This window comes from Streptomyces sp. NPDC002566, assembly GCF_042889585.1.
Taxonomy (GTDB): domain Bacteria; phylum Actinomycetota; class Actinomycetes; order Streptomycetales; family Streptomycetaceae; genus Streptomyces.
Genome location: NZ_JBIARD010000005.1, coordinates 563,912 through 575,808, shown reverse-complemented (window position 1 = coordinate 575,808; position 11,897 = coordinate 563,912). Strand labels below are relative to the sequence as shown.

Annotated in this window: 11 protein-coding genes; 2 read left to right on the top strand and 9 right to left on the bottom strand. The window is 72.0% G+C overall.

Features of this window, described 5'->3' with window-relative positions; translation table 11 throughout:
- Positions 1-365 precede the first annotated feature (365 nt).
- Complete coding sequence (locus tag ACFYXA_RS24125; RefSeq protein ID WP_389036139.1) at positions 366-1,370, bottom strand: stage II sporulation protein M; 1,005 nt, start codon at positions 1,368-1,370, stop codon at positions 366-368.
- Between the two features lie 129 nt (positions 1,371-1,499).
- Between ACFYXA_RS24125 and ACFYXA_RS24120 the strand changes: the two genes are divergently transcribed.
- Positions 1,500-2,456 carry an RDD family protein gene (locus ACFYXA_RS24120; protein ID WP_389036136.1) on the top strand — a complete coding sequence of 319 codons (957 nt, stop codon included), beginning with the start codon at positions 1,500-1,502 and terminating at the stop codon, positions 2,454-2,456.
- A gap of 22 nt (positions 2,457-2,478) precedes the next feature.
- Here ACFYXA_RS24120 and ACFYXA_RS24115 read toward each other — a convergent pair whose 3' ends face one another.
- The 8 genes from ACFYXA_RS24115 to ACFYXA_RS24080 all read right to left on the bottom strand — a co-directional run bounded on the left by ACFYXA_RS24115 (position 2,479) and on the right by ACFYXA_RS24080 (position 11,135).
- Positions 2,479-3,096: a hypothetical protein gene (locus ACFYXA_RS24115; protein WP_352247707.1), complete on the bottom strand. Its 618-nt coding sequence runs from the start codon at positions 3,094-3,096 to the stop codon at positions 2,479-2,481.
- 202 nt (positions 3,097-3,298) lie between these two features.
- Complete coding sequence (gene ahcY / locus ACFYXA_RS24110; protein WP_351098399.1) at positions 3,299-4,756, bottom strand: adenosylhomocysteinase; 1,458 nt, start codon at positions 4,754-4,756, stop codon at positions 3,299-3,301.
- A gap of 280 nt (positions 4,757-5,036) precedes the next feature.
- Complete coding sequence (locus ACFYXA_RS24105) at positions 5,037-6,017, bottom strand: cation diffusion facilitator family transporter (RefSeq protein ID WP_389036131.1); 981 nt, start codon at positions 6,015-6,017, stop codon at positions 5,037-5,039.
- 135 nt (positions 6,018-6,152) lie between these two features.
- Positions 6,153-7,304 (bottom strand): mannose-6-phosphate isomerase, class I, encoded by a 1,152-nt coding sequence (manA, locus tag ACFYXA_RS24100; protein ID WP_389036127.1) that lies wholly within the window; start codon positions 7,302-7,304, stop codon positions 6,153-6,155.
- A 105-nt stretch (positions 7,305-7,409) separates the two neighbouring features.
- Positions 7,410-8,543, bottom strand: coding sequence for an SIS domain-containing protein (locus tag ACFYXA_RS24095; RefSeq protein WP_389036124.1), 1,134 nt, complete (start codon positions 8,541-8,543; stop codon positions 7,410-7,412).
- Between the two features lie 117 nt (positions 8,544-8,660).
- Positions 8,661-8,831 (bottom strand): Trm112 family protein, encoded by a 171-nt coding sequence (locus tag ACFYXA_RS24090; protein WP_352247711.1) that lies wholly within the window; start codon positions 8,829-8,831, stop codon positions 8,661-8,663.
- A gap of 153 nt (positions 8,832-8,984) precedes the next feature.
- Complete coding sequence (locus ACFYXA_RS24085; RefSeq protein WP_389036119.1) at positions 8,985-10,349, bottom strand: phosphomannomutase/phosphoglucomutase; 1,365 nt, start codon at positions 10,347-10,349, stop codon at positions 8,985-8,987.
- A gap of 363 nt (positions 10,350-10,712) precedes the next feature.
- Complete coding sequence (locus ACFYXA_RS24080; RefSeq protein ID WP_130442553.1) at positions 10,713-11,135, bottom strand: DUF3499 domain-containing protein; 423 nt, start codon at positions 11,133-11,135, stop codon at positions 10,713-10,715.
- A 363-nt stretch (positions 11,136-11,498) separates the two neighbouring features.
- On the opposite strand from ACFYXA_RS24080, the gene ACFYXA_RS24075 reads away from it, so the two are divergent.
- Entirely contained in the window at positions 11,499-11,879 is a 381-nt protein-coding gene (locus tag ACFYXA_RS24075) for a metallopeptidase family protein (RefSeq protein ID WP_352247713.1), read from the top strand.
- Positions 11,880-11,897: the final 18 nt, after the last annotated feature.

Below are 11,897 nucleotides of genomic sequence, written 5' to 3'. Positions count from 1 at the left end.
AGACTCTCTCAGGCTTTCCTCCGGGCGCTTCCCTTCGGTCTTGCGTTTCCGACTCTATCAGATCTTTTCTCGATCCGATTTCCTCGGTGCTTTCCAGGTTCCCGCTTTTGTTTCGCGGTTTCCTTTCCGGCGGTTCCGACTTTATCAGAAGTTTTCAGCCGGTCAGACCGGCCGTTGTTTCCGATTCATCGGGGAGTGGCTTCTGTGGAATCGAAGTTCCGTGAGGCCTTGTAGATACTAACTGGTTACCGACCGGACCATGTCCAGTCCAGGCAACTGTTCGAATCTACCTCCCCACGCGCTCCGTGTCAACGGTTTTTGTGGGGCGAAGAGGAGACTAGCAGTTCGGCGGAGGCCCACGCACATCAGGCGGCTGTCGGCACCACGGCGCTGCGCTCGGCCGCCGCCAGGTCGCCGGTGTCCCCGGCGCGCGCGGCACGGCCGCCGAGGACGTAGACGTAGGCCAGGAAGGCCACCTCGGCGGTGATGCCGATGGTGATGCGGGCCCAGGTGGGCAGGCCAGAGGGGGTGACGAAGCCTTCGATGGCGCCCGAGACGAACAGGACGAGGGCGAGGCCGATCGCCATGCCGACGGCGGCGCGCCCTTCCTCGGCGAGGGCGGTGCGGCGGGATCGCGGGCCGGGGTCGATGACGGTCCAGCCGAGTCGCAGGCCGGCGCCGGCGGCGACGAAGACCGCGGTCAGCTCGAGGAGGCCGTGCGGGAGGACCAGGCCGAGGAAGGTGTCGAGGCGACCGGCGGAGGACATGAGGCCGATACCGACACCGAGGTTGAGCATGTTCTGGAAGAGGATCCAGAGGACGGGCAGCCCCAGGAAGACGCCGAGGACCAGACACATGGCGGCGGCTTGGGCGTTGTTCGTCCAGACCTGGGCGGCGAACGAGGCGGCCGGGTGGCTCGAGTAGTACGTCTCGTACTGGCCTCCGGGGCGGGTGAGCGCGCGCAGCTCGTCCGGGGCCGCCAGGGAGGCCTGGACTTCGGGGTGGGTGCCGATCCACCAGCCGAGCAGGGCCGCTGCGGCGGTGGAGACGAGTGCGGTGGGTATCCACCAGTGCCGCGCGCGGTAGACGGCGGCGGGGAAGCCCAGGGTGAGGAAGCGGGCGGCGTCGTGCCATGAGGCGCGTCGGGTGCCGGTGACCGTACTGCGCGCGCGTGCCACGAGCCGGCTGAGCCGTCCGGTGAGTTGCGGGTCGGGGGCACTGGACTGGATGAGGGACAGGTGGGTCGCCGTGCGCTGGTAGAGGGTGACGAGTTCGTCGGCTTCCGCGCCGGTGAGGCGGCGCCGGCGCAGGAGGGCGTCCAGGCGGTCCCATTCGGCGCGGTGGGCGGAGACGAAGACGTCGAGGTCCATCGGGGTGTCTGCTCCTCGGCTTCTCGTCGGCGACCGGTGGTGATGTCAGGTTGTCCTACGGAGGCGCGATGCGCGGTCAGCTTGGCAGACTGGCCGTCGTCGGGGCGGGTCGGGGAAGGGGCGGTGGTCGTGGGCGATCTGGTGACGGGTGAGGCGGTGGCGTTGGAGCTGCGTCCCGCCAGGCTGCCGAGCAGGGCTCTGGCCGTGCTGCTCGATCTGCTCGTCGTCCTCGCGGGTTATGTCGTCGTCAGCGTCGCCTTGCTGGCGGCCACGGCGTCGCTGGACGAGGCGGCGCGAACGGCGGTGGCGATCGCCTCGTTCCTGTTGCTGCTGGTGGGAGTGCCGATCGCGGTGGAGACGCTCAGTCATGGGCGTTCGCTCGGGAAGCTGGCCTGCGGGCTGCGGGTGGTGCGGGACGACGGGGGGCCGATCCGGTTCCGGCACGCGCTGGTGCGGGGTGCACTGGGGGTGGTGGAGATCCTGCTGACCGCGGGGGTGGTGGCGTGCGTGGCCTCGCTGGTGTCGGCGCGGGGGCGGCGGCTCGGGGACGTCTTCGCCGGGACGCTGGTGGTGCGGGAGCGGGTGCCCGTGGCGCGGATCGGTTTTCTGCCGCCTCCTCCGCCGTGGCTGGCGGGGCGGTTCTCGGGACTCGATCTGTCCGGGGTGCCGGACGGTCTGTGGCTGGAGATCAGGCAGTACCTGGGGCGGATGGACCAGTTGGATCCGCAGGTGGGCCGGACGATCGCGGAGCGGCTGGCCGGTGATCTCGCGGCCCGGACGGGGGCTCCGGTGCCGCCGGGGGTGCCTGCGGCCGCGTTCCTGGCGGCGGTGGTGCACGAGCGGCGGGACCGGGAGGCGCGGCGGGCCTTCGGGGCGGGGGGCGGTCCGGGGGCTGATGCTCACGGTCCGTCGGCCCCGCCTTCCTACGGTGCGCCCGCTCCCCCTTTCTACGGTGACCACAGTCCGCCCGGCGCGCCCTCCCCCGGTGCGCCTGTCTCATCTTCTCCCGCCGTTCCGCAGGTGCCGCCTGTGTCCGGTCCGGCGAAGGACGAGGGCACGGCCACCGGGTTCGTGCCGCCCGCGTAGCCGCTCGCCCCTCCGGACCGCCTCAGTCGGTGAACGTCGACGGGGGTGATTCGAGGTCTTCGAGCTCGATGCCGGGGGCTGCGAGGACGACGTCGCCGGCGATGTGCACGGTGTGCTGTTCGCCGGTGTCCAGGGCTGTGACCTGGTATTCGTCCACGGTCAGAGGGCCGTTGTCAGTGGCGTGTGCTTCTCTTTTCACCAGGGCCCAGGACTGGTCGAGGGTGCGCGGTGCGAGGACCGGATCGGTGAAGGCGACGAGGCGGACGCGGGTCGCGGACGGGGAGGGAGCGAGACGCAGGAGACGGGTGGTGGCGACGAGGAAGGCGGGCGAGGTGCCGGTGAAGGCGTGGGCGGGGACGTTGCCTTCCGTGGCCTCGGCGCCGGTGGGGTCGGTGCGGACCCAGGTGACGCCGTCGAGGGCGGCGCCGCGCACCTGCCAGCCGGCGGCGTGGAGTTCGAGTCGGAGGGGGCGGCCGAGGTCGTCGAGGGTGAGGTCGACGGAGCCGGTGTGCTCGCCGGTGGGGGTGGTCAGCTGGGAGACGTAGCGCCAGCCGGAGGGGCCGGGGGCGCAGTGGAAGTGCTCGTGGGCGAGAGGGGTGTGATCGTGCGGATCGTGGAGCGAATACCGGCCGCGGGGCATGGGGGTCCTGGGGTGTGACGGGCTGGTCCGGTCACCTCGGCGAGCCGGCCCGGTGCTGGTGAGTCGAAGAAGGGCCGGGTCGGTCGTGGGCCGACGGGACAGGCCCCCGACACGGGGGTGCGGGGGCCTGTCTCGGAGGGCCTGCCGGTGCCGGGGAACGCGTCAGTGCACGGACGGGTTCCCCGGTGGGCCGGGCTGCGGCTCAGTAGCGGTAGTGGTCCGGCTTGTAGGGGCCGTCGACCTCGACGCCGATGTAGGAGGCCTGCTCGGGGCGGAGCGTGGTCAGCTTCACGCCGAGCGCGTCCAGGTGGAGGCGGGCGACCTTCTCGTCGAGGTGCTTGGGGAGCACGTAGACGCCGGTCGGGTACTCCTCGGGCTTGGTGAACAGCTCGATCTGGGCCAGGGTCTGGTCCGCGAAGGAGTTGGACATCACGAACGACGGGTGGCCGGTCGCGTTGCCGAGGTTCAGCAGGCGGCCCTCGGAGAGGACGATGATGACCTTGCCGTCGGGGAAGGTCCAGGTGTGGACCTGCGGCTTGACCTCGTCCTTGACGATGCCGGGGATCTGGGCGAGGCCGGCCATGTCGATCTCGTTGTCGAAGTGGCCGATGTTGCCGACGATGGCCTGGTGCTTCATCTTGGCCATGTCGGCGGCCATGATGATGTCCTTGTTGCCGGTCGTGGTGATGAAGATGTCGGCCTTGTCGACGACCTCGTCGAGGGTCGTGACCTGGTAGCCGTCCATCGCGGCCTGGAGGGCGCAGATGGGGTCGATCTCGGTGACGATGACGCGGGCGCCCTGGCCGCGCAGGGACTCGGCGCAGCCCTTGCCGACGTCGCCGTAGCCGAAGACGACGGCGGTCTTGCCGCCGATGAGGACGTCGGTGGCGCGGTTGATGCCGTCGATGAGGGAGTGGCGGCAGCCGTACTTGTTGTCGAACTTCGACTTGGTGACGGCGTCGTTGACGTTGATGGCCGGGAAGAGGAGCTGGCCGTCGCGCTGCATCTCGTACAGGCGGTGGACGCCGGTGGTGGTCTCCTCGGTGACGCCGCGGATCTCCGAGGCGAGCTGGGTCCACTTCTGGGAGCCCTCGGTGATGGTGCGGTTGAGGAGTTCGAGGATGACGCGGTGTTCCTCGTTCTCGGCGGTGTCGACCGAGGGGACCTTGCCGTCCTTCTCGTACTCGACGCCCTTGTGGACGAGGAGGGTCGCGTCGCCGCCGTCGTCGAGGATCATGTTGGGGCCGCCGGTGGGCGTGTTCGGCCAGGTCAGCGCCTGCTCCGTGCACCACCAGTACTCCTCCAGGGTCTCGCCCTTCCAGGCGAAGACCGGGACGCCCTGCGGGTTGTCGGGCGTGCCGTTCGGGCCGACGGCGATGGCGGCGGCCGCGTGGTCCTGGGTGGAGAAGATGTTGCACGAGGCCCAGCGGACCTGGGCGCCGAGGGCGACCAGGGTCTCGATGAGGACGGCGGTCTGGACGGTCATGTGCAGGGAGCCGGTGACGCGGGCGCCGGCGAGGGGCTGGGCGTCGGCGTACTCCTTGCGGATCGCCATCAGGCCCGGCATCTCGTGCTCGGCGAGCGTGATCTCCTTGCGGCCGAACTCGGCCAGGGAGAGGTCGGCGACCTTGAAGTCCTGTCGGTTTTCGACAGTCGTCATGCGAGCTGCTCCTCGGGGTTTGGGACGAGGTCTGGATACGGCTGACTGCGCGGCGGCGGACAAGGGTGCTCGAAGGGGACCCGTGCATGCCCGCGTACGCGCAGCGCAGTCCGTCGGAGGCCCTCTCTCCCTCGGTCGGTCCGTCGGTGGACCGCCCGACCGCCATCAGCAGCGACGTCTGGCTCCGCTCCAAGCTACACCGCTGACGCGGGGCGGCCCCAGTCCGGCTCAGAACAGATCAGGACCATCACCGTGAGTGAGGCTTTGGGGAAGGGGAGGGTCAGTGGTCGGCCGCGGGGTGGGCGGGGCCGCCAGGGGTGGCTTCGCGGTCGGGGCCCTTGGCGGCTTCGGCCTCGCTGTAGATGTCCGGCTCGAGGTAGATGACGCGGGCGATCGGGACGGCCTGGCGGATGCGGGCCTCGGCTGCGTTGATGGCGTTCGCGATCTCGGTGGCGGTGTCGTCGTGCCGCACGGCGATCTTGGCGGCGACGAGGAGTTCCTCGGGGCCGAGGTGGAGGGTGCGCATGTGGATGACGCGGGTGACGGTGGCGCCGTCGACGAGGGCGGCCTCGATCTTGCGGGTCTCCTCCGGGCCGGCGGCCTCGCCGAGGAGGAGGGACTTGGTCTCGGCGGCCAGGACGAGGGCGATCAGGACGAGCAGGACGCCGATGCAGATGGTGCCGATGCCGTCCCAGACGCCGTCGCCGGTGACGATGGCGAGGCCGACGCCGGCGAGGGCGAGGACGAGGCCGACGAGGGCGCCGAAGTCCTCCAGGAGGACGACGGGGAGCTCGGGGGCCTTGGCGCGGCGCACGAACTCCTTCCAGGAGTGCTCGCCCCGCAGGGGGTCGGACTCCTTGATGGCCGTCCGGAAGGAGAACGACTCGGCGATGATCGCGAAGACCAGGACGCCGACGGGCCAGTACCAGTGGTCGATCTCGTGCGGGTGCTGGAGCTTCTCGTAGCCCTCGTAGATGGCGAACATGCCGCCGACGGAGAAGAGGACGATGGAGACGAGGAAGGCGTAGATGTAGCGTTCGCGGCCGTAGCCGAAGGGATGCTGCGGGGTGGCCTCGCGCTGGGCCTTCTTGCCGCCGACCAGGAGGAGTGCCTGGTTGCCGGAGTCGGCGAGCGAGTGGACGCCCTCTGCGAGCATCGACGAGGAGCCGCTGAAGGCGAACGCGACGAACTTCGATGCCGCGATCGCGAGGTTGGCGCCCAGTGCCGCCACGATCGCCTTGGTGCCGCCTGACGCGCTCATTGTTCGCGTGGTCCCTTCGTCCTCGGGTCGTCCTCGGGGCGCTCGTGCCGTCGTCGGCTTTGCCCGTCCTTTGCGATGGGCCATTGTTGCAGCACGGGCCGAGGTGCGTGTGCCCGGCGGGTGGTGGGCGATGCCTCAGACGACGACGGTGGCGCGGAAGAGCGTGCCCGCTCCGGACACTTCGGCCTTTTCGCCCGCGGGCACGAAGACGGAGTGACCGGGTGTCAGCCGGTGCTCGCCGGCGTCGACGGCGCCGGCGGTGCAGAGCAGGATCTGCGGGGTGGGGAGGGTGAGGTCGCGGGCGGCGGCGCCCTCCGGCAGGACGTGGCGGGAGAGGCGGAACTCGTCGACGGGGGTGTCGTAGACCTCTTCGCCGTCGGGGGCGGCCTCGGGGCGCAGGACGGCGGGGTCGCCGGGCTCGAAGCGGACGATGCGCAGGAGTTCGGGGACGTCGACGTGCTTGGGGGTGAGGCCGCAGCGCAGGACGTTGTCGGAGTTGGCCATGATCTCGACGCCGAGGCCGCTGAGGTAGGCGTGCGGGACGCCGGCGCCGAGGAAGAGGGCCTCGCCGGGCTGGAGCCGGACGTGGTTGAGGAGCATGGCGGCGATGACGCCGGGGTCGCCGGGGTGGTGGTGGGCGATGCCGGCGTAGGGGGCCCAGGCGCCGCCGAGGCGGTCGCAGGCGGCCGCGGCCTCGGCGACGGTGTGGGCCATGTCGTCGCGGTCGGCGGTGAGGAGCGCGGTGAGGACCTCGCGGAGGGCGGCTTCCTCGGGCCGGGCGTGCAGGAGGTCGACGTAGGGCTTGAGCGTGTCGACGCCCAGGCCGTCGAGGAGGGCGGCGGCGCGGGCCGGTTCACGGAAGCCGCAGAGGCCTTCGAACTCGGTGAGGGCGCAGATGAGTTCGGGCTTGTGGTTGGCGTCCTTGTAGTTGCGGTGGGGGGCGTCGACGGGGATGCCGCGGCGCTCCTCGTCCTCGTGGCCTGCCCGGGCTTGCCGCAGGTCGGGGTGGACCTGGAGGGAGAGGGGGGCGCCGGCGGCGAGGAGTTTGAGGAGGAAGGGCAGGCGGGGGCCGAACTTGGCGGTCGTCGCGGCGCCCAGTTCGCGTTCCGGGTCGGCTTCGATGACCTCGACGAGGGTGCCCCGGGCGGTGCGGGAGGGGGCGCCGGGGTGGGCGCCCATCCACATCTCCGCCTGCGGTTCGCCGGTGGGTTCGACGCCGAGGAGGGCGGGGATGGCGGTGGGCGAACCCCAGGCGTAGGGGCGGACGGTGTTGTCGAGGCGGTCCATGGGGTGTCTCTGCCTGTCTGTCTGACGGTCCGTGTGTCTGCGTGGCGGTCGTGGGTCGGCCTTGGAGGGCCCGGTCGGCTGTCGCCTGCCGGGGCACTGGGTGGGTCAGGCTCCCGAGGCGAGCGCCAGGTAGACGGCGGCGAAGTCGGTGACGGCGATCAGTTCGGCGAGGGTGACGAGTTCGTCGCCGGGCTCCGGTTCGAGTTCGCTGATCGGGGTGTCGTGGCTGAGGGCGAGGTCGCGGGCGGCGGGGGCGGCGGTGAGTCCGCCGATGGGGCGGTCGCGCAGCAGCACCACGCGCGCGTGGAGGGCGGGGGGCTCCTCGACGCGGTCGCGGAAGAAGTCGTCCGGGTCGGCGCTGGCGGCGAGCGGGCCGGCGAGCAGCGCGCTGTGGGAGGCGAGGGCCTCGGGGAGTTCGGCGACGAGGGCGGGGCGGCCGGAGAGTTCGGCGAGCGCGGCGGCGAAGCGGCGGCCGGCCGGGCCGGCGGAGACGCCCTCGGTCCAGACGACGGGGAGGGCGTCGGCGAGTTCGGCGGCCAGGGTCTTGGCGGGGTTGCTGTAGGTCGCGATGGCGGGGCCGCAGCGTTCGGCGATGTGGTCGAGGCGGTCGGCGACCTGTTCGAGCGCCTCGGGCGGGGCGGAGATCAGGGCGATGCGGTCGAGGAGCGCGAGGAGCGGGGTGAGCAGGGCCCACAGCACGCCGGGGGCGGACGCGGCGACGGGCGGCTGTTCGTCGTGCTCGTAGGGGGCGGTGGCGAGCGGGATGAACATGCCGTGCGCGGCGCTGACGGCCTCGGTGAGCGGGGAGCCGGCGGGGGCTACGGCGACGACGGTGCAGCCGCGGCGGTACGCCTGCTCGGCGAGGAGGGAGAGCCCGGGTTCGGTGCCGTCGGGGGTGGTGATGAGGAGGAGGTCGATGGAGCCGACCCAGCCGGGGAGTTCCCAGCGCAGGGCGCCCGCGGCGGGGGCGACGCCGGCGGGGGCGAGGCGGGTGACGGGGCAGGCGGCGCCGGCGAGGGTGCCGAGGAGGTCGGCGACGCAGATGGCGGCCGCGCCGGGGCCGGCGATGAGGACGGCGCGTGGGCGGCCGTCCGGTTGGAGCCGGTGGACGCCGGCCTCGGTGGCGTGCCGGGCGGCGGTGCGGACGCGGGCGCCTGCCTCGGCCGCTCCGCGCAGGAGGGCGCGGTGGTCTGCCTCGGCCAGGGCCTCCGGCGTGTCGAGCAGCGATTCGTCGAGCATGGCGTCAGGTCTCCGATCGCCGGGTTCGTCGCGGGTCGTCGGGGCGCCGTCACCCGCGCCGATGGCGCCTGGGGCGGCGGGCGGGGGTGTTCGCGTCGGGGTGCGGCCGGTCGGGCGTCACGCGGGGCGGCGGGCCTCGTCGACGAGGAGGACGGGGATGCCGTCGCGTACGGGGTAGGCGAGGCCGCAGTCCTGGCCGGTGCAGATCAGCTCGGTGTCCTGCTCCTGGAGGGAGGCGTGGCAGACGGGGCAGGCGAGGATCTCCAGGAGGCCGGCTTCGAGCGGCATGGGGTGTCCCTTCGGGTGGGTGTCGGGTCGCGCGGCCGGGTGGTGCGGGGCGCGTGGATGTGCCTGGTCAGGGTACCGCCGGTGCGGCGGGGGCGTGGGGTGTCCGGCGCACCGGGGGCGCCCGCCGTCCGTGGTGCGGTCCGCCCCGGAGGGTCAGGCGCGGATCAGTGCCAGGACCTCGTCGCGGAGTTTGCGCATGGTCGGCTCGTCCCTGGCTTCGGCGTTGAGGCGGAGGAGGGGTTCGGTGTTGGAGGGGCGGACGTTGAACCACCAGTCGGCGGCGGAGACGGTGAGGCCGTCGAGGTCGTCGAGGGTGGTGTCGGGGCGGTCGGCGTAGGCGGCGCGGACGGCCGCGATGCGGGCTGTCTGGTCGACGACGGTGGAGTTGATCTCTCCGGAGCCGCTGTAGCGGTCGTAGCGGTCGACGAGGGAGGAGAGCGGGGCCGGTTGTCCGCCGAGGGCGGCCAGGACGTGGAGGGCGGCCAGCATTCCGGTGTCGGCGTTCCAGAAGTCCTTGAAGTAGTAGTGGGCGGAGTGTTCGCCGCCGAAGATGGCGCCGGTGCGGGCCATTTCGGCCTTGATGAAGGAGTGTCCGACGCGGGTGCGGACGGGGGTGCCGCCGTTCTCCCGGACGACCTCGGGGACCGTCCAGGAGGTGATCAGGTTGTGGATGACGGTGCCTCGGCCGCCGTGGCGGGCGAGTTCGCGGACGGCGACGAGGGCGGTGATGGCCGACGGGGAGACCGGTTCGCCCTGTTCGTCGATGACGAAGCAGCGGTCGGCGTCGCCGTCGAAGGCGAGGCCGAGGTCGGCGCCCTCCGCGCGGACGCGCTTTTGGAGGTCGACGAGGTTGGCCGGGTCGAGGGGGTTGGCCTCGTGGTTGGGGAAGGTGCCGTCGAGTTCGAAGTACATCGGGACGACGGTGAGGGGCAGGCCGGCGAGGACGGTGGGGACGGTGTGGCCTCCCATGCCGTTGCCCGCGTCGACGACGACCTTCAGGGGGCGGATGGAGGTCAGGTCGACGAGTGAGCGCAGGTGCGCGGCGTAGTCGTCCAGCGTGTCGGTGCGGCTGAGGGTTCCCCGCTCGGCGGCCGGTTCGGGGGCGGCCGACGCGGTCCATTTCTCGACGAGTTCGCGGATCTCGGTCAGGCCGCTGTCCTGGCCCACCGGCGCGGCGCCCGCGCGGCACAGTTTGATCCCGTTGTAGCGGGCCGGGTTGTGCGAGGCGGTGAACATCGCGCCGGGCAGGTTCAGGGCGCCGGAGGCGTAGTACAGCTGGTCGGTGGAGCACAGGCCGATCTGGGTGACGTGCGCGCCGCGGGCCGCCGCGCCGCGCGCGAAGGCGGCGGACAGGCCGGGCGAGGAGGGGCGCATGTCGTGGCCGACGACGATCGCTTCGGCGTCGGTCACCTGGACGAAGGCCGCGCCGAACAGTTCGGCGAGGGACTCGTCCCACTGGTCCGGGACCACCCCGCGCACGTCGTACGCCTTCACGATCTGCGACAGATCAGCAGCCACGGCCAACCCTTCCTGGAAGTTCTGCGAGTCACCACAAACTACCCGGAGCGGCGGACGGCCCTCTGCGGCCGCGTGCGCGTGCCGCACGGCTCACCTGGGCGGCAGCGGCTGGGGCGTGTCGCGAAAGTGTCGCCTGCCCCGAGACGCAACACGCCCCAGGGCGTGTTGCGAAAGTAGCGTCGTCCGCCCGAAGGGCGGGCCCGGCGGCGTCTGGTGCGTGCGATCGCAAGGCGGAGGGTCGCCCCGATACTGGATGTATCGGGGCGATCCCGACAACGCGGCTGGGGGCACCCCCACGCCCTTCAGGCAGTGGGGGAGTGCGTGCCAGGCGTCGCCGGGCAGGCGGAACTTTCGCAACACGCCCTAGTTGTCGGGTGAGCGCAGCACGCGCAGGTGGCCGCGGCGTGCGACCTCCATCGGGTCCGCCCCGCGGCCCGTGCCGCCGGCTCCGGCGGAGCGTTCCTGCGGGCGGGCGGCCTCGCGGACCGCGTTGGCAAGCGCTTCCAGGTCGTCGCCGCTGGGGCGCGCGGGAGCGGAGCCGTCGAGGAGCCGGACGACCTCCCAGCCGCGGGGGGCGGTGAGGCGTTCGGAGTGCTCGGCGCACAGGTCGTAGCAGTGGGGTTCGGCGTAGGTGGCGAGCGGGCCGAGGACCGCGGTCGAGTCGGCGTAGACGTACGTCAGCGTCGCGACGGCGGGTCGGCCGCAGGCGGTGCGCGAACAGCGACGTACAGGGCTCACGACGTTGGACGGTACCGCACTCTTGAGCGGGCCGCGACGACTCTCCACCAGGTCACTCCACCGTGTCGGGTTGTGAAACGCCCCACAGACGACTCCAGTCATACCCCGCTGACCTGCGGGAACGCCAGCCCTCCAGGCAAGCTGAGGCGTCGGATGCGGTCATCGGCGGGGACAAACACCATCAATTGCCGTGAGATCCACGGTCTCGGAGAGATACGGAATCGAGCCCAACCTTGGCTGGAATGGTCATTCGCCGACGTGCGGTGCTCGGCGGCCGGTGCGGGGCGGGGCGCCGCGTGGGGTCCGGCGGCGGGTCCCGCCGGGGAATACGCTTCAGTGGTGATGGACAACCCCGTACCGCCCCGTAGCGCAGCCCCCGGGCCCCGTCGTCGTGATCGTCACGGACGGGGCATGCGGGGGCCGATCGCGCCCCCTCAGGTGCCGTTGGCGGCGAGCCGTGCCGAGGTGTTCGCGGATCTGGTGCAGGACTCGGTGGAGCGGCTGGAGCGGCGCTGGCCGCAGCTCGCCGACATCGACTTCATGGTGCTGGAGGTGCCGCGGCTGGACGGCGCGGGCGGGCCGTGGAACGACGAGGCGGTGCCGTTGGGCGGGACGATCCCCGCGCGGGAGGGCCGGCGGGCGCGGGTGGTCGTCTACCGGCGGCCGGTGGAGATCCGCACCAAGGGGCGCGAGGAGCGGGCCGCGTTGGTGCACGAGGTGGTGGTGGAGCAGGTGGCGGAGCTGCTGGGGCTCACCCCGGAGACGGTGGATCCCCGCTACGGGGAGGACTGAGCGGGGGTTCGCCCGTCT